This is a genomic window from Mucilaginibacter kameinonensis, assembly GCF_003675385.1.
GTDB lineage: Bacteria > Bacteroidota > Bacteroidia > Sphingobacteriales > Sphingobacteriaceae > Mucilaginibacter > Mucilaginibacter kameinonensis.
Genome location: NZ_RCWZ01000008.1, coordinates 18,043 through 44,597, shown reverse-complemented (window position 1 = coordinate 44,597; position 26,555 = coordinate 18,043). Strand labels below are relative to the sequence as shown.

Annotated in this window: 18 protein-coding genes and 1 tRNA gene; 11 read left to right on the top strand and 8 right to left on the bottom strand. The window is 42.9% G+C overall.

From position 1 onward, the window contains the following. Nucleotides 1-122: 122 nt before the first annotated feature. Nucleotides 123-1,022 carry a helix-turn-helix domain-containing protein gene (locus tag EAH55_RS29575; protein ID WP_121812871.1) on the top strand — a complete coding sequence of 300 codons (900 nt, stop codon included), beginning with the start codon at nucleotides 123-125 and terminating at the stop codon, nucleotides 1,020-1,022. A 49-nt stretch (nucleotides 1,023-1,071) separates the two neighbouring features. Here the strand turns inward: EAH55_RS29575 and EAH55_RS29570 are convergent, their stop codons facing one another. Next, complete coding sequence (locus EAH55_RS29570; protein ID WP_121812870.1) at nucleotides 1,072-3,243, bottom strand: TonB-dependent receptor; 2,172 nt, start codon at nucleotides 3,241-3,243, stop codon at nucleotides 1,072-1,074. Between the two features lie 54 nt (nucleotides 3,244-3,297). After that, nucleotides 3,298-3,693, bottom strand: a complete 396-nt coding sequence (locus EAH55_RS29565) for a hypothetical protein (protein WP_162997104.1) — start codon at nucleotides 3,691-3,693, stop codon at nucleotides 3,298-3,300. A 312-nt stretch (nucleotides 3,694-4,005) separates the two neighbouring features. On the opposite strand from EAH55_RS29565, the gene EAH55_RS29560 reads away from it, so the two are divergent. The 4 genes from EAH55_RS29560 (at nucleotide 4,006) to EAH55_RS29545 (ending at nucleotide 11,026) form a co-directional block, all read left to right on the top strand. After that, nucleotides 4,006-4,614, top strand: a complete 609-nt coding sequence (locus EAH55_RS29560) for an RNA polymerase sigma factor (protein WP_121812868.1) — start codon at nucleotides 4,006-4,008, stop codon at nucleotides 4,612-4,614. Nucleotides 4,615-4,729: 115 nt separating this feature from the next. Then, a complete protein-coding gene (locus tag EAH55_RS29555; protein WP_121812867.1) occupies nucleotides 4,730-5,815 on the top strand; it encodes a FecR family protein in 1,086 nt (361 codons plus the stop codon). Between the two features lie 234 nt (nucleotides 5,816-6,049). After that, entirely contained in the window at nucleotides 6,050-9,451 is a 3,402-nt protein-coding gene (locus tag EAH55_RS29550; protein WP_162997103.1) for a TonB-dependent receptor, read from the top strand. 12 nt (nucleotides 9,452-9,463) lie between these two features. Continuing rightward, nucleotides 9,464-11,026: a RagB/SusD family nutrient uptake outer membrane protein gene (locus EAH55_RS29545; RefSeq protein WP_121812949.1), complete on the top strand. Its 1,563-nt coding sequence runs from the start codon at nucleotides 9,464-9,466 to the stop codon at nucleotides 11,024-11,026. A gap of 330 nt (nucleotides 11,027-11,356) precedes the next feature. Here EAH55_RS29545 and EAH55_RS29540 read toward each other — a convergent pair whose 3' ends face one another. Both EAH55_RS29540 and EAH55_RS29535 read right to left on the bottom strand, forming a co-directional pair. Continuing rightward, nucleotides 11,357-13,873: a S8 family peptidase gene (locus tag EAH55_RS29540; protein WP_121812865.1), complete on the bottom strand. Its 2,517-nt coding sequence runs from the start codon at nucleotides 13,871-13,873 to the stop codon at nucleotides 11,357-11,359. Nucleotides 13,874-13,882: 9 nt separating this feature from the next. After that, nucleotides 13,883-14,878 (bottom strand): AAA family ATPase, encoded by a 996-nt coding sequence (locus EAH55_RS29535; protein WP_121812864.1) that lies wholly within the window; start codon nucleotides 14,876-14,878, stop codon nucleotides 13,883-13,885. A 255-nt stretch (nucleotides 14,879-15,133) separates the two neighbouring features. On the opposite strand from EAH55_RS29535, the gene EAH55_RS29530 reads away from it, so the two are divergent. Beyond that, nucleotides 15,134-15,316, top strand: a complete 183-nt coding sequence (locus EAH55_RS29530) for a hypothetical protein (protein ID WP_121812863.1) — start codon at nucleotides 15,134-15,136, stop codon at nucleotides 15,314-15,316. 270 nt (nucleotides 15,317-15,586) lie between these two features. On the opposite strand, the gene EAH55_RS29525 is transcribed toward EAH55_RS29530, so the two are convergent. Next, nucleotides 15,587-15,660: transfer RNA gene (locus EAH55_RS29525), tRNA-Met, on the bottom strand. A 163-nt stretch (nucleotides 15,661-15,823) separates the two neighbouring features. Here EAH55_RS29525 and EAH55_RS29520 point away from each other — a divergent pair. The 3 genes from EAH55_RS29520 (at nucleotide 15,824) to EAH55_RS29510 (ending at nucleotide 19,107) form a co-directional block, all read left to right on the top strand. Further along, nucleotides 15,824-16,204 (top strand): START-like domain-containing protein, encoded by a 381-nt coding sequence (locus tag EAH55_RS29520; protein ID WP_112575589.1) that lies wholly within the window; start codon nucleotides 15,824-15,826, stop codon nucleotides 16,202-16,204. 108 nt (nucleotides 16,205-16,312) lie between these two features. Beyond that, nucleotides 16,313-17,767, top strand: a complete 1,455-nt coding sequence (locus EAH55_RS29515) for an LptF/LptG family permease (protein ID WP_121812862.1) — start codon at nucleotides 16,313-16,315, stop codon at nucleotides 17,765-17,767. Nucleotides 17,768-17,901: 134 nt separating this feature from the next. Beyond that, complete coding sequence (locus tag EAH55_RS29510; protein ID WP_112575587.1) at nucleotides 17,902-19,107, top strand: bifunctional 3,4-dihydroxy-2-butanone-4-phosphate synthase/GTP cyclohydrolase II; 1,206 nt, start codon at nucleotides 17,902-17,904, stop codon at nucleotides 19,105-19,107. Nucleotides 19,108-19,627: 520 nt separating this feature from the next. Here EAH55_RS29510 and EAH55_RS29505 read toward each other — a convergent pair. Further along, on the bottom strand, nucleotides 19,628-24,061 hold the full coding sequence (locus EAH55_RS29505; protein WP_121812861.1) for a translocation/assembly module TamB domain-containing protein: 4,434 nt from the start codon (nucleotides 24,059-24,061) through the stop codon (nucleotides 19,628-19,630). Between the two features lie 203 nt (nucleotides 24,062-24,264). Between EAH55_RS29505 and tsaD the strand changes: the two genes are divergently transcribed. Together tsaD and EAH55_RS29495 are read left to right on the top strand one after the other, a co-directional pair. Next, complete coding sequence (tsaD, locus tag EAH55_RS29500; protein ID WP_121812860.1) at nucleotides 24,265-25,266, top strand: tRNA (adenosine(37)-N6)-threonylcarbamoyltransferase complex transferase subunit TsaD; 1,002 nt, start codon at nucleotides 24,265-24,267, stop codon at nucleotides 25,264-25,266. A 77-nt stretch (nucleotides 25,267-25,343) separates the two neighbouring features. Continuing rightward, entirely contained in the window at nucleotides 25,344-25,529 is a 186-nt protein-coding gene (locus EAH55_RS29495; protein ID WP_112574793.1) for a hypothetical protein, read from the top strand. A 143-nt stretch (nucleotides 25,530-25,672) separates the two neighbouring features. On the opposite strand, the gene EAH55_RS29490 is transcribed toward EAH55_RS29495, so the two are convergent. Together EAH55_RS29490 and EAH55_RS29485 are read right to left on the bottom strand one after the other, a co-directional pair. Next, complete coding sequence (locus tag EAH55_RS29490) at nucleotides 25,673-26,032, bottom strand: MmcQ/YjbR family DNA-binding protein (protein ID WP_121812859.1); 360 nt, start codon at nucleotides 26,030-26,032, stop codon at nucleotides 25,673-25,675. A 133-nt stretch (nucleotides 26,033-26,165) separates the two neighbouring features. Next, complete coding sequence (locus EAH55_RS29485) at nucleotides 26,166-26,525, bottom strand: MmcQ/YjbR family DNA-binding protein (protein ID WP_162997102.1); 360 nt, start codon at nucleotides 26,523-26,525, stop codon at nucleotides 26,166-26,168. Between the last annotated feature and the right edge of the window lie 30 nt (nucleotides 26,526-26,555).

The following is a 26,555-nucleotide window of genomic DNA, read 5'->3' as shown; positions in this document are numbered from 1 at the left end:
ATTGTTTATTTGCATTTAGTAATGTCAAAGGTAGCTTTGAAAGCAAAAGGGCGTTTGTCTGAAAAGTCCAGATAAATGACTTTGAAGTCCAAATGTGATAAAATTTAGGTTTTAGGAGTTTTATGAAAAATCTGTATGAAAGTGTGCTGCAGCATCCGAATTATCACCGGCAGTTTAGCTGTAATGATTCACTAATCACCATATTCAGCTGCCCTGCAGAAGCGCGTTTGATGAAGAACAAGTTTTCGACGCTTTGGACGCAATTCAATTACCTTTTTTATGTGGTGGAAGGTAAAAAGATCTGGCATACATCTGAAGGTTCTTACAGTATTGAGGCCGGCAATTGTGTATTTGTGAGGAAAGGAGCTTTTGTACTGGAGCAGTTTTTTGATATCGGCTTTTGCCTGGTGCTGTTTTTTATTCCGGATGATTTTATTTGCCAAACACTCGGTAAAAAATTTAATCCGCCTGTTAAGCAATCCAGCCACCGGCAGGTGATCAGGCTAAACTCCTCCGATACGCTGGCCGGGTTCTTTCATTCTATGGCTTCCTATTTCAGCGAAGCAAGGGAGCCCGCGCAATCATTACTGGAATTAAAATTTAAAGAACTGATTTTAACCATAGCCGATAACCCCGTTAACGCCGAGTTGTTATCTTATTTCTGTACGCTGGTAAACGAGCCAGGCACGGCGGCCCTGGAACGGATCATGACTGATAATTTTCGTTATAATCTGAAGATAGAAGAATTTGCCCAGCTCAGTAATCGCAGCCTCTCTGCATTTAAACGCGACTTTCAAGCCATATTCAATACTACGCCAGGCAGATGGCTGCTGGAAAGGCGTTTATTTTATGCCAAAAGCCTGTTAAGCATTAATAGTAAAAAAGCGGTAAGCGATGTAGCTTTTGAAAGCGGGTTTGAAACATTGGCCCATTTTAGCAGGGCGTTTAAACAACGCTTTGGTATAACCCCGTCGTCGATGGCTGGTATACCGGCGGGAGCAGAAGTGGCCACGGAAGAGTAAAAAAATAAAAAGCCTCAGATCGTACGATCTGAGGCTTTGATCTAACCTATCAATTCAGGAGTTTGATCCTTATCCCTGCATTTATCACAGCGCCATCCAGCGGCGCGTAAATGTCTTTAAAGATCGGGCTCGACATAGAGCCGGTATAGATTGTGCCCCATCTGCTCTGCCGCTGATCGGTCAGGTTTTCGCCGTTAATGAATATATCGAAGTGCTTCCACATTTTTTGTACCAGCAGCCCGAATGTCCAGTACGAACGGCCGGTGGTACCATCGCCCAATAATTGAGAGCCGGTGTAAAAGCCTTCTATACCTGCGCGGAAACTATTCTCAATTTCATAAGTCATATCCGTATTCAGCTGGTGTTTAGGCGTTAATGTTTGCGCTGTTGCCAAGCCGTTAAAGTGGCGCTGAACATCGGTATAGGTATAACCCAGGTAGATACCCAGTTCGTCCATGAGTAGTTTCATATTGGTTTCGGCGCCTTTGCTTAATAGGTAGCCCGGCGCGTTGATGAAAGCATTATGCTGCAAGATCAGCGGGTCGTTTACCCGGGTCAGGAAAAATAATTGATTAACCTGCAGAAAGGCATCACCTAAAACGCCCTTATAATTAACGTCCCAATTCGCGTCCGCCGAGCGCTCGGCTTTGGTTGCTCCTGTGTTCAGGGGCTGTAAATAACGATAGCCTTGTTCTTCGGCATCGTCATTAAATATGTCGGGCATCTTATAACCAAGGCCACCGCCAAGGCGGCTGGTCCAATGTTCGTTCAAGGTGAAAAGGGCATTTACGCGGGGCAATAAAAACAAACCGTTTGATGGCGTAGCAGGTGAGGGAGAGTTCCCATCAAGCCGCAAACCGCTTTCAACCGCGAACCATTTTGCCGGTTTAAAAGTATTTTGTGCAAACAACCCGTAGGTATCGCGGCTATAACCCAGATTGGCGCTACCTTCTTTTGGGGTTAAATGATCTGTCCAAACATCCGTTCCGGCTACCCAACTGGCAACTTTGCCATTACGCACATAGTTTGCCTCTGTGTAAGATGAAACCTGAACGCCCCTGAAATTGAATTGAGGCTGACTGAGCTTACGGTTAAAATAGCCAGCAGCATTTTTGAAGTTGAACTGACTGTTGCTATCGAGCTTATGGGTATAAGAAAATTGCGAAGACAAACGGTCGCTGATGTTATGTTCAAAATACTGATGCAGGTTATCAGGGTGGCCACGAAGAACCCGCATATCGCCACCTTTGCGGTCCTCGTGCAATATATTTACACCAAACCACAGGGAATCTTTACTGCCCGGCTTCCAGAAAATCCTGGGGTTAAGCAAAAAACGGTTGGTTTTAGGGATTGCCGAAAAACCGGTGCTGCCAGGATCATAAACTCCGTTATAATTATAGGCACCGAAAATGGTTGTACCTACTTTATGCCATTGCCGGCTATAAAACCCGCTTGCATCAGTTCCTTTAGCCGTGTTTTGGTTAAGCAGGAAGTTGAGCTCCGGCTTTTTGCCCGGAGTTTTGCTGATCAGGTTTACCAGGCCGGCTATAGCGCCGCCGCCATATAGGATAGAAGCGGAGCCTTTGATGATCTCTACCTGTTTCAAGTTTAGTGGCGATACCTGTACCAGGCCCAGTCCGCCCGAAAAGCCATCATAGGTTGGCAGACCGTCCTGCAGTAATTGTGTGTACCGGCTGTCAAGGCCTTCGATACGGAAACTGGCAAGGCCGCTCACCGCCGAAGTGGCTTGTATATGCACACCTGTGATTTCCCCCAGCAGCATTTTAATATCGCCGGGGCGCATGGTGCCTTTTTCGTCAAGCTCTTCGGGAGGTAAGGCTTCAATGCGCGTAGGTATGTCACTGCGGTTTCGCCCGGTGCGGTTGGTTTGTATAACCACCTCGGCCAGCTCGCCGGCCATCGGTTCCAGATAAACTTCTACCGTTTCATCAGGTGACTTTAACGGAAATGCCAAAGTCTTATCTGCCGGCAAGTATCCCACCATGCTCAGCTTTATCTCGTATTTGCCGGAGGGAATATTCTTGATAATAATATGACCGCTGGTGTCGGAAACACCACCTTTTTTAAGATCGGCGATATAGGCCGTGGCGCCGGCCAGGGGCAATTTGCTCTGGTCGTCTTTTACAACCAGGCGTAAAGTATGTTGTGCGTGTGCCGAAAATGAAAGCAGCAGCACAACCCATAAAAGTAGTTTGCGCATGAAAAATTAGCGTGTAGCGTTTAAAAAAATAAATAGATAGAAATGCGGGGTGGCTTACGCTAACGGAGGGCGGAATAAGGATGGGTGATAATCACTTAAGGCAGCAGGCAGATAAACAGCATGATGGTCGGGTTCTGCCGGGGCTGGTAATAACCTGATCAAAGGCACACCGGGCTGGATAATGGTAGCGAAAGCGGCCGAACGCTGAAACTGGAGATCGCCTGCTTTGGATGGCTGGTCATGCTGATTATGACCCAACAGATCTTTGCCGTTCAGCAAATAATCGCCGATGAAATCGAGTACACCTTTTTCGTCGGGCGAAACCACTTTTTCATACGCATGATACATGCGGGGCAGCTCTTTCAGCAGGGAAAAATCGCCCAGTGGCAAAGCTACGCTGCCAAAGAGTAAGAGCCCGGCCATTAAGAAAGCTATAATCCTTCTGATCATCGCGCCTAAGATAAACAGCAATTCTGAATAAAATCGGGTGGTTTTACCGGGGTAAGTCATGAATAACGTTCATGATTTATTAAAGCGATGACAAATTTTATTGGATGGTGTTTACATCACGAAGCAATTGATAGTGCGTTCAATTGACCCCGTAAATTGTAACTTTTGTCTCAGTTGTAAGATGTTCAGGTATTTTAATTGATTTTTATCTAACTTTCGTTTTATTTTGTTGAATCCGTTTTCCGGTAAACCGGAGATCAACCAATTAATTTAGCTATTTATCTTCCCGGGACGCAGAAAGTGACGAGATCAATGGGTGCAATAAAGGATTTCACGGCCGCCGTTAAAGAAACAGATCTTTGGGATCTTTTCAGAGCGGGTAACCGGGATGCCTATACCGAACTGGTGAGCAGGTATGCCAAAGCCCTTTTTAACTATGGTTACCGTTTTAACCAGGATGAAGCTTTTATTGAAGATTGTATACAGGACCTGTTTTTTGATCTTTGGGAGGGGCGGGAGCGTATTAACGCCACGCCGGCGGTAAAAGGCTATCTTTTTAAAGCTATGCGTCATCGTGTTTTTCGCGAACAGGCAAACTGGCAACGAAACCAGGCGCTTGACGAATCCTATGATTTCCTGGTTGATTTCAGTATTGAAACCCGGCTGATTGCCGAGGTTGATGTCACATTACTTAGCACACGGGTACAACAGGTGCTCAACGAATTACCGCCGCGCCACAGGGAGGTACTTTATCTTCGCTTTTTTGAAGAACTGGATTTTAACGAGATCGAACAGATCATGGGTATTAACCGCCAATCGGTGCATAACCTGTTGCAACGCGCCTATAAAAGCTTCAAAGCCAACTGGGCGGTGTTTGTTTTTGTATTGATGCTTATAAAAACTTCTAAATTAATTCACTGATATTTAGTGTTTTATAGAATAAATTAAAATTTCTTCATTTTTTTTGCCAGCAAGTGAGTATTCCCGGGCGGTTTTCTGATATATAGGGTGTAACCAACTGTACACCGACGCTCAGATGACCGATTATTCGAACTTCGAAGTTGAAGACTTTCTGCATGATGATTTTTTTATTGACTGGGTTTTGAAAAAAGAACCGGATCATGATGCTTTTTGGGCAAAATGGCTGAACCAATACCCGGAAAAACAAAAGACTATTGATGAAGCGGCGGCGATAGCCGGATCGTTCAGGATCAAGCCCCTGAAAGTTAGCCTGTCTGACGAGAAGGTAAACGCAATGATTTCCGGTTTGCAGCAAAGGATCAGCGTGCCGGAAAAAAAGAAAACCGCTATTTACCGGACAATGTGGGTGAGGATTGCCGCGGCCATTTGCGTATTTGCTACGGTTGGTACCTGGTTTTACCTGTCATACTATAAAAAGATTAATCAGGGCCCGGTAATTGAGATTGTCAATATGCTGAATGTCTCTAACCAAAGTCATGTGGCCAAACTGATCCGTATGAGTGATGGGAGCCTTGCGGTTATAAAACCCGGATCGTCATTACGATACCCTGCTACATTTGGTGATACAAGGGATGTTGTGTTAACCGGCGAAGCTTTTTTTGAAGTACACAAAAATCCCCATAAACCATTTCTTGTCCACAATGGAAATATAGTTGTTAAAGTGCTTGGTACCAGCTTTACGGTTAAAAGTATAGCCGGAAAACAGGATGTTAAGGTAGTAGTTAACACAGGACGTGTTTCTGTATACGATGGCGCCGCGGATGATAAAGACCCGGATCGCCCTAAAGAAGTTATTCTTACCCAAAATCAACAGGTGGTTTACTCGGCAGGCAAGCAGAATAATGAAAAACAATTGCTCCCCCGTCCGCTCATCTTGTCGCAGGTACGGGCCCCTAAAGAATTTACGTTTGATAATGCCCCTGTTATTTCAGTTATAGAGAAGATCAATAAAGCCTACGGCGTAAACATTGAGTACGACCGCGAGAAACTGGAAAAACTTACCCTGACAACTTCCATTTCAGAAAAGCCATTGGATGAGAAGGTAAGGATCATTTGTAAAGCATTAAATATGGAATGCAGTTTTAAGGACGGACGGATCATCATAGGTTCGCCGGATAACAAACTTAGTTCCGGCAGATAATCAATTAGTACAATTTAAATCAAATTATGAAGAAAAGCAGATCACCTGACATCAACCCTCAATAAACAAAAACCGGCAATATTTGCGGTACTGCCGGTTAAGTTGTTTGCCCCATTTTTCACACGTTCAAATGTTTCTTGGCCCAGGGCCGAGGTGGGGCTTTTTTTGCCAGTTACCAAATCAATAACTAACCAAAACTAAAGTATGAAATATAAACCTATACTCCTAAAAATAATGAGAATTACGCTTGTACAGTTAACTATAATTCTTACATTATTCGGAAGTGCTTTTGCCAAAACTTCAAGGGCCCAGGCGGCTCTTGAAACCCGTGTTTCGATATCAGAATCAAATAAATCGCTTAAAAGTGTTTTGCGGACGCTGGAAAGCAAAAGTCATGTTTCCTTCACCTTTGTTTCAGAACTGATCAATGCCGATCAAAAGGTTAATTTATCGGTAAGCGACCTTAAATTAAGCGAAGTGCTTGATTTGCTTTTATCGCCAATTAATCTCAGTTATGAAGCTTCGGGTAATGTCATTGTGATCAGCAACAAGGATATTCAGCAAAACGTTATGACTATTATCCGCCCGGAAATAGATTTATCACGGGCACCTGTAAAAGGTAATGTGGTTGATGAAAAAGGCCTGCCGCTTCCGGGTGTATCTGTCAAAATCAAAGGCACCCAAACCGGAACAGTGACCGACGTAAATGGCGACTTTTCTTTAAATGTGGCTCCGGGTACGGTGTTAATAGTAAGTTATATCGGTTTTGAAACCCAGGAAGTTACTGCAGGTGCCGAACCGGTGAAAGTTAAACTGGTATCCAGCAGCAGCAGCCTTAACGAGGTTGTAGTTGTAGGTGCTACGTTTAAAAAATCAGATTTAACCGGCGCGGTAGCCAGTATCGAATCAAAAACGCTTGAAGAAAGGCCGGTTACCAACGTGGGTGAAGCGTTGCAGGGCCGTGTTTCCGGTGTTTTTGTAAGCGGAGGTTCAAAGCCGAGCGATGATGCCAGCATCCGTATCCGTGGTATCAATACCATTAACTCAGGCTCAAGCCCGATATATGTGGTTGATGGTTTGGTTATGGAAAACAACCTGGGCGGCTTTAAATCTATTAACCTGAATGATGTTTCATCGGTTCAGGTGCTGAAGGATGCATCTGCTACCGCTTTATACGGTTCAAGAGGTGCCAACGGCGTTGTGATCATCACTACTAAAAAAGGTAAAAGAAAAGCAGGCGACGGCACGGTTACTTATGAAGGCTGGGGTGGTTTTACAAACATCATGCGCATGCCTTCAACCATGAATGCCAATCAGTTATTTGACCTGCGTACCGATGCCTACGCCAATGGTTACCTAAAAGATAATCCGACCGCCAACCGCCAGGACTATATCAACAACACACTTTTAAAAACCAATATAGCGTTTTCGCAGCAGGAATTTGATACCCATAACAGTGGTCAGAGTTTTAACTGGCTTGATCAGGTAAAACAAACAGGATATCAGCAAAATCATTCGGTTGCGTTTTCGGGTGGTTCAGAACGTGGTACTTTTTATTTAAGTATGGGTTACGCGGGCACAAAAGGTATTATCGATGAAACCAAACAGAATAAATATACCGGCCGCTTTAATGCCGAATATGATGTTAAACGCTGGTTAAAAGTTGGCACCAATACCGGTTTTACCCGTACTGATGATAACATACCTACCGATGATGTGTATAATAAGGCGCTTAACGGCAACCCGCTTTTAAATTATAATCCTTACAAAGATCCGGCAACCCGTTATAACAGCGATTATCTTACGGTATATTACCGGTCGCACGGAGAACAGAATAATAACGATTTCAACCCTTTCAACTCGCTTGACATCACCCGTCAGCAAAACAGGAACAGGTTGGTAACATCAAATTATCTGAACATTAACCCGATCAAAGGCCTGGATATCCGTTCAACTTTTGCAGTTGATTATGCGCAGCAAACCTTCTTTACGTTTACCCCTAACAATATCCAGGAGGCTATCCGTAATTATAACGGCGATGCGCGTGCAAAACACGAGCGCTGGAGCGATCTTTACTGGCAGTGGGATAACACGGCTACCTATAACACTACGTTTGCCGGAAAGCATCATTTTACCGGCTTGTTAGGTACAAGTACCAGCAAACGCAGCTCCAATTATACCCTTGCCCAGGGCGATCGTTTTGCCAGCAATGATCTTTTATACTATGACCTTGGTGGCGCGGCAGCGGTAGAAAAATCGGTACTTGGATCGGATTTCTATGCCTATTCATTGTTTTCGGTAATTGCCAGGGCTAACTATGATTACGACAACAGGTATTATTTAACAGCAACCGCCCGTCGTGATGGTTCATCAAGGTTTGCGGCTGATAAACGCTGGGGTACATTCCCTTCAGTTTCTGCTGCCTGGGCTGTTACCAATGAAAGCTTTTTTAAAGGTCAGAAGGTTTTTGATCTGTTGAAACTTCGTGTTGGTTACGGTGTGGTTGGTAACCAGGATATTGGTAACTACGCTTACCAAACGCTTTATGGTTCAAGGATTGATAACGGCAACGCATTGATCGTAAATGACGGCCGGAGAGGCAACCCGAATATCACCTGGGAAAAGCAGAAGCAAGCCAATGTAGGTTTGGATATGGCGTTCTTTAAATCGCGCTTAAACGTAACCGCCGACGCGTTTTACATCAACAACGACAACTTGCTGCTTAACCGTTCTTTAGCCACCACAACCGGCTATACGCAGGAGTGGGAAAATATCGGTCGTATCAACAACAAGGGTGTAGAGTTATCCATTAACGGTCAAATTGTTCAAAGTAAAGACTGGAACTGGAACCTCGGCGGTAATATATCCTTCACCAGGAACAAGGTTGAAAAACTGTATGGCGGCGCTACTGAGATCTATAATCTGTACGAAAACGTTATCCAGCGTGAAGGAAACATCTTCCTTGGTCAATCGCTGCACACCATTTATACCTATGTTTCGGGTGGTATTGCGCAAGAATCAAACCGTGCCGAATGGCAGGGGCTTAATTACAACGGAAAAACAGTTGGCCTTGGCGACCTGTTTGCCAAAGACGTATCTGGCCCCAACGGCGTAAAAGACGGTGTTGTTGACCAGTATGACCGCCAGGTGGTGGGTAAGTCAGATCCTAAATTTTTTGGTGGTTTCTCAACAGATTTTTCTTATAAGAACTTTGCTTTAAACGCGGTATTTGTTTACTCGGTAGGAGCAAAAAAGGTGAGCAGCTACTATGAAGGTTTGATTAACAGTTATGGCGAAAGCATGGCTTCAACAGACCTGCTTAACCGCTGGACACCTCAGAACACGAACACTAATATCCCGAAAGTGATTGCTAATACCAGCTATAACAGGTATAACCCATCGGATTTGGATTACAGCATACAGAACGCATCGTACCTGCGCCTTTCAACCTTGACCTTATCTTATAATTTTTCGGATAAGCTGTTAAGCCAGTGGAAGGTAAACCGTCTGCGTGTTTATGCAACCGGTTCAAACCTGTTCCTGGTAACCAAGTATAAAGGCATAGATCCGGAAACCGGGGATTATGGCTATCCGCCGGTTAGAAGCTTTGTTTTAGGCGTCAACTTTGGATTTTAAACCTGAATGATTATGAAAAAGACATTATTTACCATATGCCTTGCAGGCGCGTTATTAGGTACTGTTTCCTGCAAAAAATTCCTGACCGAGGATAGCCTGACCAAACTGGATGAGTCGAAGGTGTATTCTGACGTTAACCTCATCGAGACCAGCCTGAAAGGGGTGTACTCGAACTTTAAAAACTTTCGTACCGATGAGCAGGGCCTGATCACGATGATGGGTACCGATGAAACCCAGCAGGGCGCTTTTCAGATGAAAAGCGATCCGCAAAAGGGAGGCCTCGACAGGTACGACCTTAACCTGAACTCTTTATTGCCTCACCTGGCCAATCAATGGAATATCCGCTGGCCGGTGGTTAATGAATCGGCCAAGATCATTAATGGTTTGGAGAAACTGAATGCAAAAGCCGGCACCCGTGAAGGCAACTTGCTGGGTGAAGCCTATTTTGTTCGTGGTTTTGTTGACTTTGAACTGGCGATGTACTGGGGTGAGATACCAATCCGCGATATCAGCAGAGAATCTACGTTGGGCTTCAAACGCCAACCGCTTAAAGATGTGTGGACATTTATCATTAATGACTTTACTAAAGCCTCTCAATTGTGTCCGCAAACCAACGCCGCCGGAAGGGCTACCATTGGTGCTGCTTTTGCCATGCTTGGAAAGGCATATATGTCGGCCCCGGAGAGTACCGGTTTAAGGAATTTTGACAGTGCAAGGCTGGCCTTTGAGCAGATGATGGGCAAATACTCGCTGGTGGCTTACAAGGATCTGTGGGACTATACTAAAAGTAATACCGCCGAATCTATATTCGAGTTTCAGTTTAGCCCGGTTTATCCTAACAACAATAAACTGCAGTTCCAGATTGGCTCACGTGCAGTACAGGCAGCCTTTGGCGATGGCTGTTACTATTCGGGTTATGATAAGATTGTGCCAACCGTTCATGCTTATGAAACTGTTGCCAATGGCGGTATTTGGGAAGATGGTGACTTACGCAAGGACGAAAGTATCCGTTATGATTTCACCTATTATGGAACCACACCTACTTTAGACCCGATCCTTTGGGAAGACCTCGGAACAAATTACGACGAGCTGAAACCTCACGTAAAAAAATATGAGGATTTCCGTACGGATAAACATTCCGATCAAAAGATCAACAACGAGTGGAACTCAGGAAAGAACATTCCTGTGCTGCGTCTCGGCGATATCAAACTTTGCTACGCGGAATGTTTGAACGAACTTGGAAAAACCAATGATGCAGTTAACGTGGTGAACGAAGTACGTACCCGCGCCTGGGGCGGAACCTTGCCGGCAGATAAACGGTGGACAGCCCTATCACAAGATGCTTTCAGAACCGCGATCATGGATGAGCGGATCCGCGAGCTATTTGCAGAAAACTGGCGCCGTATTGACCTTATCCGTACCGGTAAGTTTATCGAATACGTAAAGACACGTAATAAGTGGGCAAAAGAATCCGGCTCATTACAGGCCTTTCAAATGCGTTACCCGATCCCTGACGTAGAGATGAAGCTAAACGATCAGATCACCCCGGAGGATCAGAATCCCGGTTATAAATAGGCATAAAAAAACCCGGCGCGATAGCGCCGGGTTTTTTTTATTATTGTTGGAGTATTATAGGTATCGTTCTATATTCTCGATAGCGAGTACACGATGTTATCTAAATCAGATGTATAACTTGTATAAATTTGATTATGCTTTTGCGAGTAAAGTACATAAACGGTGAACATAAATAAAGATAAACAAAAAAAGCCACTCGAAAGAGTGGCTTTTTAGAGTCGACACGCAATAGTTCGACCCTTTATGATGATTTACAAGCGGTGATGGATGCAAATGTTATTATTGAAAAAAATTAGATTTTACGATTTAGTAAAACAGGCGTAAAGTTCCCTAAATCGTAACTTCTTGTTCAATACCTATACGATTTTCGACTTCAAACAACTGATAAACTGGAATATCTGGATTTAATGATTCAAAACTTACTATGATCGAATACGGCACCTTAGTTTTCATGTCTTTTTCCCAGCTTAAATGCCCAACTACTGCTAATGAAAATTCGTCGGGTAGTTGATTTGAGCTAATGACAGTCCAATCCTTTTGTGTGGTACTGTCTTGACGTTTCATGTTTCGCACAATACCATTATTGCCACGATCAAAAATAGTCCATTGCATGCCGTTTCTCCCACCTCCATTACTTTGCGGATTGTCAATAGACTTGATTACCCTATTACAAAATTCACTATAAGATTCGTCCGGAGTGGATATTTCCCATGTCAACCAGGTAGATAAGTAAGATTTGGTAAGCTTTCTTGTTCTTCTGACAGGTGCCTGAAAATTTAGAGTGACCTCGATCAATATTTCATTATCGAAACCGGGACGGTTAATTTCAGACGGCACTTTGACCATAAATGTGTCGGCAGATTTTGGTGTAACGAAACCCTCAGATAAAAATGTGATGCGGTTTGTCGTATTTTGGGTAGCCCTTTCTAAAGAAGGGATGCCATAACCCATACATTTTATATCCGTTAAACTGGGGTTTCTCCATTTGTCTTCCGGCAATCTTGCAGACTGGACGATTAACGCTTTATAAGAAATAGTGGATAGTTGCGGGAAACTTTTATTTAGCCAACCTGCGATATGTGCAACTTTTGGAGCGGCGAATGAAGTGCCTACTGTATGCTTGGCGACCGCTGCATGTCCATTCCTTGTGGAATATACTAATTCGGGGCTTACGGATGGATCGTTGGTGATTAATCTTTGTCCTAATTTTTCGTGTACAAAATCGCCGCCGTATTCTACTACATCTGGTTTTACCATTTCCCACATGCCTAAACCTGTTCTTGTAAATGATGACGGTTGATTAAATTTCCCAAAGGATTTTTTATCAGCATCATCATATTCATCAACACACACCGATCCAACAGTCAAACTGAATGCAGAAATACCGGGATTTGAAACCTTATTGGAAAGTAGTGAATGTAAAAAATCAGGATAATTTAAGCCATCTGCTAACATTTCAGTGAGGCCGGGGTGTCCAGAAAGCAATGAGGATCTGAAAATATTCCCGGTAGCAACGATGAATAATTTATCCTGCTCATAACTGATCTTATCAAGGGTGGCTGCCCAAGGTGGCATGTGTGAGCCAATATAAGCTCTATCTTCAGCAACTGAGAGATTAAAGACTCTAGTAGTATTATACCTTGCGGCAACATCAAGCATTAATTGAGCCGGATCGGTCCCTGTTACTAGTTTGTTTTCATGGTCTAATACTCTGGCATTTTGTATCCAAAAAGGGAGTTGATGGGCACCTGTTCTTGGAATTACGTTGGAATAGAGAACGGCTCCTGCAACTTTGGTGCCGTGGCCCCCGCCTTCAACTTTATCAGTCACATCGGGATCCTGAGCGATAAACGAATGTGAACTGGCAAAATCTATTGCGGCTTCTAAAAGCCGGTGTCTTTCCTGAATACCGCTGTCGATCACGCATATTTTAGGATCATCGGCCTTAGGCGGTATTAGTTCAGGGTTGATCTCTTCAAAACCTTCATCCGTGTCGGTAGGTATTTTATAAGAGTTGATCTCGCCAAGCTCATAGAGATACTGAAATGAAAGGGCAATATCTTTTAAACCTTTACCTACAATCCGAAAAGAAGCATAAAAGCTATCATTAAAATCGACAAAATCACTTATCCGTTCTCCACTGTATAACTCTATTAGCCTGTCTAATTCGTCTTGTCTTCTAAAGCCCTCATCTTCCCGACTGATCAAGACACGGTTTCGCTCTGTTTCCCATTCCGTAATTTTTAAATTATAAACTTCATCGGATAGCTCTTTTTTCTCCGGATAATTATCAACAAAAGCATAACAGGCGATACCCGCATAAACGGTATATTCCTCATCATCACGTATCTGATCCCATTTTTGGTTGAGTTCTGGAGTTAAAATATGTTCAATACGCCAGTGTAATCCATCATTGATTTCCCATAGCTTCGCGGCGGTATCTTTATACCGCCCCTGGTGTTGTAGAAACTGATTAATTTTATCTGATAACGAAGTGAAATCATCCATTGAAACACCGATAATATACCCGTTTTCTTCTTCGGATAATATTTCGATACCCCAATGGCGTAAAGACTCCAGGGTAAAGGAATCCAAATCTACGCGAAGATAGATCGGTTTTAGATTGGAGTTAAAGAGTTCCGGCAAACCCTCTCGTTCACGATCTTCAAGGTGCTGTTCCCAGGCAGCTTTTAGGTTGGTGACCTGAGATTGCAGAGCCGCGCCATGACCAGCACGGTTAGTTAAATTTTGTGTTGTTTGATCGGCTTTTTTATTACTTCCTCCCCTAGGAAAATTGTAAGCCCCAAATAGTCTGCGACTAAGCGGTAAATGAGGAAACTCGGCCATAATAAGGTATCAGGATTTGTTATATAATTGGTTCTCAGCCAAAGATATAACAAAATGTTCGTTTCCAACTACACCATTTCCGTGTATTACGGAGTTCTTGGCTGCGTCATTTGCGATTTTAACGACTAATGCTGCCGAAAATCCTACCATGTCAGATGATAACTTTACCCAATCAATTGTTTTTTCAGTTTTTATGCTCGACAAAGTACCTTTTAATATTCTCAAAACTTCTTCCTGACCTGGTTTAGGGATTTCGATAATATCATCGAAACGACGAAAAAGTGCTTTATCTATGGAACCTTCAAGGTTTGTAGTAGCGACGATAAGACCGGGACCATCGTAGTCTTCCAATACATTAAGAAGGATATTAACTACTCGGTGCATTTCGCCTACATCTTGTTTATTACCTCTTGATTGTGCAATAAAATCAAATTCGTCTAACAATAACACACATGGGAAAGTAACTATGGCCTCGAAAAGCTTTTTCAAATTAGAGGCAGATTCACCGAGATAAGAGGATATGATGGCTTCAAATCTTACTTTTAAAAACGGCAAACCAATATTCCAGGCAATCCGCTCTGCACTCATACTTTTACCACAGCCGGGTGCACCATGAAAAAGTATTCTTCGACGAGGTTTAAGGCCATATTGGGCTAACCGTTCTCGAGCGACATATTCCTGCTCGATCCTCTTGATCTTTGATTCTATCTCATCCGTTAGAATCATATGATGCCGGAGCTGTTCGCGCGATATTTCCAGCGCAAGTGGAATATTATACCTCTTGTCAGTTGGAATAGAAACAGAGCCAAAAATATTTTTTAACTCCCCGCGAAAACTTTGATTGGTGTGAACATTTTTCTGAAGAATTGTCTTTAATCTTTCTGCTAGTTTCTCATGGCCTTTTTTTCGTTCATCAGCTATGATAGTTTCAGCAACCTTGACAATATCGTCATTGTAATCGCCGTCTATCGAACGGAAAAGCCTGACTAACAAATCTTGATTCATTATAGAATGGGATTATTTACTAAGCTACAAATATATTTAACTAATAGAGAAAATCTTTGTTCCCGGCGAAGACAATTGTTAATGTTACTGTAAATCACTACGATTGAATTCCTATTCATCACTAGATGTATCTAAATCCATCGCAAGTTGGTCCCATCCCTATACATTAATTAATATGTTAACTTAACTGTATTAACTATACTGGAAGCAGACATCAAAGAACTAATGTACCATGATTTCCATTAAAAGATAACAATGGAAGAATTAAAAGAAATAGACATTACCAGAAAGCACGATCTCACAATTGAAGAGTTAAGAGCATATTGCCTATTTGCTAATTTTACTGATGGCCAACTAATAGAGATTATAGCAACCATCAAAAAACTAACGAAGATAGCCTTCAGCATTCACTTGAATCAAAATAACACCAATGATTAGTTGGAGTAAGACACAGCATTTTTTATTCAGGAGTTCTTGATCTCTCTGTAATAATATTAAGTTCGAACTTTAACTGCCTGTTTTATAGTAAATTATACAATCTTAGGCGGATCGGGTAACCGGAGCGGGATCGAACATATAACATATTAATTATCAGTAATTTATATGTTATATAGGAAGTCGTGAACAATTATAAGAAAACGAAAAAGCCTTGAAGGTACTTCATTCTCAATAGAGAAGTTCGAACTTCAAGGCTTTTGCCGGTTCCAGTAGCGGGGAGCAGGATCGAACTGCCGACCTTAGGGTTATGAATCCTACGCTCTAACCATCTGAGCTACCCCGCCGTTTTTATGTATGTAACTCTTTTTGTGGTTAGTAAAAAGAGTGGCTTTGCTTTAAAACAAGTGGCCGTCCCTAAAAAGGTTTGCAAATATAGCAGAAATTCGTTTTCTTTAGAAAAAATGTTAAACATTTTAATTTTGTTCCTCTTTTTTAAGTGTAAACCGAATGTCCGAAAAGAAAAAATTTACCATTGAGTACGAGATAAAGTCATCTCCGCGTATCCTGTTCAGCTTCTTAAGCGAGCCTAACGGCTTGTCTCAGTGGTTTGCCGACGAGGTTAATATTCGTGACCATGTTTATACTTTTACATGGGATGATGAATCGCAAAAAGCCAAACTTTGCTCCGTTAAGGAAAACAAATCTGTACGTTTTAAATGGATTGATGATGATGCGCAGTATTATTTTGAAATGGAAATACTGCAGGATGAGCTTACAAATGATGTAGCGCTCGCCATTACCGATTTTGCCGCCGAAGATGCCATTGCGGAAAGAAAGCTGATCTGGGATAACTCTATCGATTACCTTATAAGTGTATTAGGCGCCTGATAAAAACTTTATTTTAGCTAATTTTGTACGCTTAACTATGTTTTGCACGTTAATGGGTTTAACTGTGCGGCTAACTGGTTTTGCCCCTGTTAATTGCAAATAGCACTAATGAAGAAAATCCACCTTTTACTCCTTAAATCGTTTATAAGGCCTTTTTTGGTTACACTTTTCATAGTGATGTTTGTGCTGCTGATGTTGTTTTTGTTTAAATACATTGACGACCTCATTGGCAAGGGTTTTGCCTGGTATACTATACTGGAGCTCATGATGTATAACTCGGCCACCAATGTTCAGATGGCGCTGCCCTTATCCATCCTGCTTTCAACCATCATGACCTACGGCTCGCTTGGCGAAAACTATGAGCTGGTAGCTATCAAGGCTGCCGGTATTTCGTTAAAACGTGCCATGTATCCCATGATCACTGTGGTTACCATACTCAGTATTGCCGCGTTCCTGTTTTCGGATTATATGCTGCCGGTGGCCAACCTAAAATATTTCTCGCTGCTGTATGATGCCCGGAAACAGAAATCGGCAGATTTACTGCCGGAGGGTGTATTCAGCAACAGTTTCCCGGGCTATACCATTCGTGTAAAACGTAAAGATCCCGATGGACAGCGTTTGTACGATATCATGATCTATCAAAAAAGCCCGAACGGCGAAAATAATAATATCGTGATGCTGGCCCGCGAGGGCTCCATGTTCCGTACCATGGGCGATAAATACCTGGTATTACGGTTGAAGGATGGGGTAAGGTACGAAGAATCGGCTCCGGAAAATGCAACTTATAATACCCGGCAGCGCCTCCTGCGTCAGCGTTTTAAGGAAACAGAAACTAAATTTGATCTTTCTACTTTTAAGATTACCCGGACAAATGAAAGCGAGTTTAAGCAGGCATCACAAATGATGAACGTTAAACAGCTGACACATTACCTGGATTCGTCGCAGCATTCTGTTGATAGTAATGTGATGGTGAATTATAAGCTGGTAACACCCTATATCAAATACTATTCGATACCAACCCAATCAAAGGTTATTAAAAAGTATAAGGAGTTTGATCCTAAAAAGGATGTTTTTCAGGGGCTTACCTTATCTGAGCAACAGATGAGCCTCAGCAGTGCCGCGTCTGAGATAAGATCAATTAAAGATGTGATCAAAAACCGGAGCGACAGGTATAAAGGCGATTCTGAAAATATCCGCAGGTATTTTGTGGAGTACCAGAAAAAGTATAACCTTTCGGTTGCTTGTTTGGTACTGTTTTTAATTGGCGCGCCGTTGGGTTCCATCATCCGCAAAGGGGGCCTGGGTTTGCCAGTGGTAGTTTCGGTTGTGTTTTTCCTCATCTACTATATTATTACCACCATTGGCGAAAAATCAGTTAAAGGTGGGGACATCAATAAGTACCTGGGTATGTGGATCTCCATTATCACGCTGTTGCCTATAGGGTTGTTCCTTTCATATAAGGCGGCTACAGATTCGGCCATATTTGATATGGAGATATACAAACGCTTTGTAAACCGCATAGCGGCAAAATTTAAGCACAAGGCAACCCACCGCAGTCATTAGCGGTATTATTAATAAACGCCATATTATAGAAGCAATATCATTTTACACAACGCCGACCCAAGTCTTGGTAATATGCGTTAAATTTGATTTAGATTAAACAAGCGTTTAAACGCACCCCAATAAGCAAGTATATAATGTTAAACACCATACAAGAAGCGATCGAAGAGATCAAAGCCGGTAAAACAATTATCGTAGTTGATGACGAAGATCGCGAAAACGAAGGCGACTTTTTAACGGCCGCCCGTAATGCCACCCCCGAAACAATTAATTTCATGGTTCGTCACGGTCGCGGCCTGGTTTGTGCTCCTATTACAGCGCAGCGGGCACGTGAGCTGGATCTGATGCCTATGGTAAGCCATAATACCACATCGCACGAAACTAACTTTACGGTTTCGGTAGATTTGCTTGGTCATGGTTGTACTACCGGTATCTCTGCAAGCGACAGGTCAAAAACTACTTTGGCACTTATCGATCCGGCTACTAAACCTGAAGATTTGGGTCGCCCGGGGCATATTTTTCCGCTGATAGCTAAAGATGGCGGCGTACTGCGTCGTACAGGGCACACTGAAGCAGCTGTTGACCTGGCCGTTTTAGCGGGTTTTGAACCAGCAGGCGTTATCTGCGAAATTATGAAGGAAGATGGCGAAATGGCCCGCCTGCCCGATCTGTTGGAGATAGCGAAAGAATTTAATCTCAAAATAGTATCCATTAAAGACCTTATCGCTTACCGTTTGGAGCATGAATCGATGGTAAGGAGGGAAGTGGCTGTTAAAATGCCCACCGAGTGGGGAGATTTTGATATGATAGCCTACACCCAGGTTGATACCGGCGAAAATCACCTTGCTTTGGTAAAAGGTACATGGGAACCGGGCGAACCTATTTTGGTACGCGTGCATAGCTCATGCATGACCGGTGATATTTTCGGTTCATGCCGTTGCGATTGCGGTCCGCAGCTGCATAAGGCTATGGAGATGATCAGCAAAGAAGGTAAGGGCGCCATAGTATATATGAACCAGGAAGGCCGCGGTATTGGCCTTATCAATAAATTGAGAGCCTATCATTTGCAGGAAAACGGTTATGATACTGTTGATGCAAACCTGAAGCTTGGCTTTAAAATGGATCAGCGCGATTATGGTATCGGCGCACAGATCCTGCGTAGCCTGGGTATTACCAAAATGCGTTTGATGAGCAACAACCCTAAAAAACGTGCCGGCCTTATCGGTTACGGTTTGGAAGTTGTTGAAAACGTACCTATCGAAATTGCATCAAACCCACATAACGAAGCTTACCTGCGCACCAAACGCGACAGGATGGATCACGCTATTATGCGCGATCATTAATTTTTGAAGCTTAAAGCTCAAGGCTAAAACAGATAATAGAACAAAGGCTTAAAGCACTCCGCTTTAAGCCTTTTGGTTTTAAGCATTTTCTGGAAAGCTGTTTAAAACGATTTAACAAAATCGATACCCCAACGTCATTGCGGGGCACGAAGCAATCGCACAGAGACAGGTAACGACTATTGTTGTAATGAACTTACATCGTCGCGCTCCTGGCCGCGCGGGGCCAGGTACTTTTGTCGCCACAAAAGTACCCAAAAAGGCTTGCAGCAGAAAGGCTTCTTTGCGCACATCCTACCCTAAGTCCACCGCCCGGCCTTTGCCCTGCAAAACGAACAGAACCACGGGCTGCAATTATTTTGCCCCGATTCGCCCTATCTCCAGCTTCTGCAAAAACTTGCTATACCCCTGCAGCCGCACATTCCCCGCATTGTTCTGCCCGTTTTCACCCGAAGCTGATCTGCTGCGAAAAACATTTAATTATGTCATGGGTAGGAACGAAGCAATCCCTTGCTTTTTAGCTTTACTGGTCTTCATCTTCATCCGGTTTTGTGGCCGGTGTTGTTGTAGTTGAATTAGGAATAGGCGCGGGGGTAACCGGTGCAGTTTTGCGGCGGCTCTGTCTGAATATGTTCCGGATAAACTCACCAAAGGTGTCAAAGTCACGTTGGTAAACCAAACCAAAACCGTTTACATACTGCGGTGCCAGTACGTCTGTAAGGCTGCTTAACGTTACGTTATTTAGGGCCCTGTATGAATACCTTGCCGTCAAATTGCCGTCACGGCGTATTTTGTACAATGCTTCAAAGTCTTTGGTAAGACTGTTAAAGCGTTGATTAAACAGATTATTGTTATTGTTATTGAAGATATCGTTTGAGCCATTATTGCTAAATAAGCTTCCGTTAAATGATAACCTGCTATCAAAGAAACGCAGCGAAGCGCTGGCCTCGTTAAATGAACGGATATTTAAATCGAAGTTTTTGATGTTTGATTGCGATATCAGGCTGTTCAGCTTGTTAAATGCAAACTCGCTCACGGCCTCGCCCGCGGTGCCCAGCACCTGGTTGGTTAAGTTGTTACTGTTTGATGTAAAGTTACGGCGTACAATAATACTGATAGCCTGCTGGCTTCTGTTATTGGCATCAGCAAGATAGGTTGACAGATCGTCCTTAACTGATGGATCGGTAGGGAAGTTAAAGTCAAAATCAATATTGGGTTGTAACAGCGATTTGGTTAGGATAAGTTCGGCCTGTACCAAAGTTTGCTGTCCTGAAGTTGGTGTTTGCAGGCCTGCTGCTGTGTAAAGCGGCGCTTTGCTGGTACGTACTTCATACAAGGCCTTAAGGTTGATCTCCGCGTTTGACGGGTTACCTGTCCACCTGATGGTACCGCCCTGGCTTACGGTAAAGTTTTTACTGATAAAGTTTTTGGCAGTAAACTCAAACTTACCCGATGATATCAGGAAGTCGCCATACATCTCAAAATCGCCAAGACTGTTAATATTCAGCTTTAAATTTCGGGCAACACCGCTGCCTTCCAACTGGCCGTAATCTGTAGCAATTTTTACGATAGTTTTTTCGTCGGCACTTAAATCAAAGTTTAGGGTAACACCATTAAACGCGCGTGTTTTAGGTACAACTTTGGCAGTATCGCTGTGGCTTACAAATTTAATAAAGTCGTAATCGCTGGCGGTTGATGAGGTGTTAAGCGGGATATTGAAAACGGTACCGGCGTTGGTGCTGGCTGTGATATCAATTTTCATGTTATCAACCGGGCCGTTAAAGCTGAACGTGCCGGTACCATAAGCTGTACCAAAATAAAGGTGGTTATCCTTAAACGTGGTGTTCAGGGCCATCAGGTTATCAGCCTTGAGCGTTACATTAATATCCGGGTTATTCAGGTTGTTGAGGTTCACGGTACCATTGGCGGTTCCGGTACCTTTATGAATATCCTTAAGCACCATATCCTTAATGGTGATAATACTGTTATTAACATCAAGTTTGTTATTAACGGTATACGCGGTTTTTAAATAGTTAACAGTAAGGCCGGTATTAACAAGTGTCACTGTTCCATTAAGCTGAGGATTTGACGGTTTGCCCGTAAGCTTTAGGTCCGTTGAAACATGGCCTTTCACATCCGAAACCAGGTCTTTGATAAATGGTTCAAATATGATGGCTTCGGTTTGGTTCATCTTGATATCAAAATCAAGGTTATCATCGGTTTCTTTACCAAACGAGTAGGTACCGCCAATATTCATGGTTTCCAGCCCGCGGTTAATAATATTCATATTAACATCGGCCTGTTTGCGGTCGTTTCCGAGTGCTGCAACCAGTTTTACATCACCCACCAGTGTTTTGTTCATGGTAAGTGAGTCGACAGTTAAGTGCGAATCTACCCCCGGCGATTTAAGTACCGAGCTCATGTTGATATCTCCGTTAAGATATCCCTTTAAGTTTACCCCGGAGGTACGTGTTAACTGGTTAAACGTACGCATATTAAATTTTTGGAACTTAAGCTTTAACTGATCGGCCGGGTTGTCGGAAATAAAACCGTCGATAAATACTTTTTGCGAACCGTTTGACAGCTCAAAGCCCGATACCTGGGTTTTACCATCAAGTAAGCGGATCCGTACCTGCTCCTGGATCTTCCATTTCTCTTTTTCCAGTATCACATCTGATGGAAGCAGTTTTAACTTGGCCGTAGTATCCCGCCCAAATTCAACCAGGCCGTAAAGGTCCAGCTGGTTAACCGCGTTTTTATCGGAGAGTTTAACGTTAAAGTTAAGGCTGTCGTTTTTCAGGAAGTTGGTAATGTTGATATCCTTAATAAAAAGACTATCGGTAAGGTCAACCCGCTTCAGGGATAAGTTGAGGCCGAGCATACTCTCGGTTGTGTTTTCGTCGATAATGAAATCATGGAAAACCGTTTTGCCATATTTGAGCGTTTTGATATAGCCTGATAAGGTAGCCGTTTTCTTTTCCGAATTAAACTGCCCGACAAAGGTGCCCTGATCAGGGATTTTCAGATCAGGCAGGAATATTGCCGTAAGCGGGTCGAGGTTTTTGAGGTTAAGGTTAAAATCAAACTCCTCCGGCTTGGGCGGTACTATGGTTGTTTTGATAGAAGGGATGTACTTTTTAACGATGGTTTTAAAGTATGACGGCAGGGTAGCCAAATCGTATTTTCCTTTAATACTGCCATCGGCAAAGTCAGATTTTAGCGCGATAGTACGGTTGTTACCAAAACCTTCGGCAGACAGGTATAAGGAATCAACCACATAGTTATTCCGCGGATCAACAACTCTTGCAGGCGAAAACAGGATATTGCCCTGCAGGTTGGCCAGGTCATCACCTTTAAACTGGGTTTTAAGCAGTGTGGTTATGGTTAAAGTATCTTTAGTAAAGCCAAGTTTGTTCAGGTTGGCATCTTTGATATCGGCAGTAAGATCATAAGTAGGCAAGGCGGGCTTAAGATCAACCTTGCCTTTCAGGTCAAGCTTTACATTTCTGTCGTTAATGGTAATGTGGGCGTTGGCCAGTTTATTGATAAAAGTACCCTTAAGGGTGAGTTTATTATAGGTGTAGCCAGAATAGGTGACCGAAGCTATCCTCGCGTCCACTTTTTCGGTAAGGCTTTTAAGCTGATCGCCGCTGCCTTCAATGGTTGACGAAAATGTGGTACGGCCCAGGTCTTTTTCATCAATCAAAGTACCCATATCAAAAGCATAGGTATTGATCCTTCCGCTATAGCTTGGGCGGTCGTTTTTATCAATTTTAAGGTTGATATCTGAATCAAAACGACCAAGCGCTGTTTTAAAAACACCATAAGCCACAAAGTCATTTTGTGAACCTGTGAACCTGCCTGTGAAATTAAAATTGCCAAATTTGGATAGGATAGCAGGGGCTTTTTCAGTAGGAGTTCCCGAAAAATGACTGATCAGGTAATCAAGGTCTTTTTTGTTTGACGCAACCTGTTCAAATTTCAATTCTAGGAAAGCGTTATCCCAATCGGTAAGGTTATGCAGGTTAAAATCTCCCTTAACAAAGGTTGCTTGTCCGCCGGTAATGGTTACTTTTTTAGCGTTGAGGTTATTTACATAGCCTTTAGCCTGCCCATCGATACCCAGATCAAAACTTACTTTTTTAAGCGCGCTGGTAAAGTAGGCGATATCAGATGATGAAATGCGCGACGATTTAAAGTTGGCGTCCATGTGCACCTTGTTCTCAAAATCATCAAAATCATCAAATGTTTTAAACTTCATCCGGAAATAATCTTTCAGATCTGAGCGTGGCGTTTGAATGGCCAGGTGCTTCAGCATGATCTGGTTAGTATCAATGGTAGCGTCTGAAGCAAAGTGTTTTACCGTAAAACCGCTTTTTTCATGCAGGCTCAGACTTTTAATGTTGCCTTTAAACAGGTGGTTTTTTAAGTCCATACCCTGTATCTCGGTGCTGAAATGCTGAACATCAAGGTCATTAAAGTTAACACCTGCAATTACGGTGTCCCTGAGGCTGTTTTTATATCTGAAATGAAAATTCTTGATAGCGATGGTGCCAAAATTGAGCGTCCAGGGTTTGCCCGCAGGCGTTTTGGTGGTATCGCCCGAGTTAAAATAATCTATAACAAACTGGAGATTTGTTGTACTGTCCTTTTGTTTTTTGAGGTAGAAGGAACCGTTATCCAATTCGATATTGGCAAAGTTGATGGTGCGGCGCTTGATACTGCTGAAAAGGTAAAAATCATCAATATCAACAGCCAGTTTTGGAGTACTTAAAAGAGTATCCTGTTTTTTATCTAAAATGTAAAGGCCCTCAATCACTACCGAACGAAACGGCCTGAGGTAAAGGCTTTGGATACTTACTTTGGTTTTCAATTCGCCGGCAAGGTATGCCGCCGCTTTTTTTGCCGCCCAGGTTTGTACCGGCTTAAACTGAAACGTGAGTAAAAGTATGCTCAATGTCAATAAAATGAACAATACCAGGCCCAGGAATATTTTGAGTACTTTTTTAATAACTTTGCCTTTTAAACTATTTAATGATTTGGTGAATTATTGATTTAGCAAGTTCTTTACTATCCCTCTACAATTTTGCAGAAAGATGGTTTGCCGCTAAATAATAAATCACTGATTCGCTAATTCAATAACTCAATAATTAAACAAACGTGCCCGTAATTTTAGGAATCGAATCATCATGTGATGAGACCTCAGCTTCGGTTTGTGTTGATGGTGTGATCATGAGCAATGTTATTGCCAATCAAACCATACACGAGGCCTATGGAGGCGTTGTCCCGGAGTTAGCCTCAAGGGTTCATCAGCAAAATATTGTTCCGGCTGTTCAGCAGGCATTATTTAACGCAAAAGTAAGCAAAAATGATATTGATGCGGTAGCTTTTACACGCGGTCCCGGACTTTTAGGTTCTCTTTTAGTGGGAGTTTCATTTGCTAAGGCTTTTGCCCTGGCTAAACAGATCCCGCTTATTGATATTAACCATATGCAGGCCCATATCCTGGCCCATTTTATAGGCGATAAAAATCCATCGTTCCCCTTCCTTTGCCTTACGGTATCGGGCGGGCACACACAAATTGTGCTGGTGAAAGATTATTTTGATATGGAGATCATAGGCCAGACGCTTGACGATGCCGCCGGCGAAGCCATGGATAAAACCAGTAAAATTTTAGGCCTGCCGTATCCCGGTGGACCGCTCATTGACAAGTACGCACGCCAGGGAAACCCGGATGCTTATAAGTTCCCCGAGCCGCAGATACCTGGGTATGATTTCAGCTTTAGCGGTTTAAAAACTTCTATCCTGTATTTTATCCGCGATAACGTAGCTGCAAATCCGGATTTTATCAGCGAGAACATGGCCGATATTTGTGCTTCTGTAGAGAAACGCATTGCTACCATTTTGCTTAATAAACTGCAAAAAGCAGCGCAGGCTTATGGTATAAAAGATATAGCTTTGGCGGGTGGTGTATCGGCCAATACCGGTTTGAGGTTAGGCTTGCAGGCCATGGCCGAACAGAACGGTTGGAACAGCTTTATCCCTAAAATGGAATATTGTACAGATAACGCCGCCATGATTGCCATAGCCGGTTATCACAAATACCTAAAAGGCGAATTTATAGGGCAGGACGTTGCCCCAATGGCAAGGATGGCCTTTTAGATAATAGACCATAGTTCATGGATCATAGTAAATAGCGATGAACTATGATCCATGAACTATGATCACAAAACAACGATATGAACGCATCAGGATATATTTTTTACATTGTTTTTGTTATCCCATTAATAGCCGCTATGGTTTGGCTTATACGCCAGGATAAAAAAAAGGGAAAGATTGGGCTTATTGTGCTGGCTGCACTGGTAGTTGGAGTTTTGATCTACGTTTACCTTAACCGTGAGGCACTGAACGGCATAAAACCATAAGAAAAAGCCGTTAAATTTTATTTGAAGAGGTTTTAGGTAGAGGCGCATCACATGCGTCTCCCGTATAATAAGCCGGCTTGCAAATCTTTAGCTGCAATAATTTACAGGTGTAAGACGCATGTGATGCGTCTCTACATTAAACATTAATTATTTGCTTTCATTTCTTCATATTCTTTGATCAGCTTTTTGGTAGCCCTGGCAAGATAGGCCGTTGTCAGCAACTGCTTCAGGTCATCGGGCGATACGGTTTCGAGGCGTACCAGCATGTATTTGTAGTTTTGATAATGCGGTGTAATGAAAAAAGTATGCGGATCAAGCGCTATCCATTTTTCCCGCTCAACGGTATGGATGGCCAGTAACTCATCCTTCTCTTTTATATTGCAGAAAATCTTGTTATTAACATAGAAAGCCGGGTCTTCAAAGCACATCTTATGCGTAACACCCGGTAGTGGCAACAGCGTGCTTTTCAAGTACTGTAAAAAGATGTGCATATCGGTAGCCATAGTTAAATTTTATTTGAAGAGATTTTAGGTAGAGGTGCCTCACATGCGTCTCCCGTATGATAGGCCGGCTTGCAAATGGTTAACTGCAATAATTTACAATTAAGACTCATGTGATGCGTCTCTACGTTAACCTTTAATTATTTGCCTTCAATTCTTCATATTCTTTAATCAGCTTTTTGGTGGCCCTGACAAGGTAGGCTGTTATCAGCAATAGCTTCAGGTCATCGGGCGATACGGTTTCAAGGCGTACCAGCATGTATTTGTAGTTTTGGTAATGCGGCGTAATAAAAAAAGTATGCGGATCGTGTGCTATCCACTTTTCACGCTCGGTGGTATAAATTGCCAGTAGCTCATCTTTTTCATGTATGTTGGCGAAGATCTTGCCGTTAACGTAAAACGCCGGGTACTCAAAATGCATTTTGGTAGTAACACCTGGCAGTGGCAATAAGGTGCTTTTCAAAAACTGCAAAAAGATGTGCATATCGGTAGCCATAGTTAAAGTTAATAAGTTTTCCCCACAGCA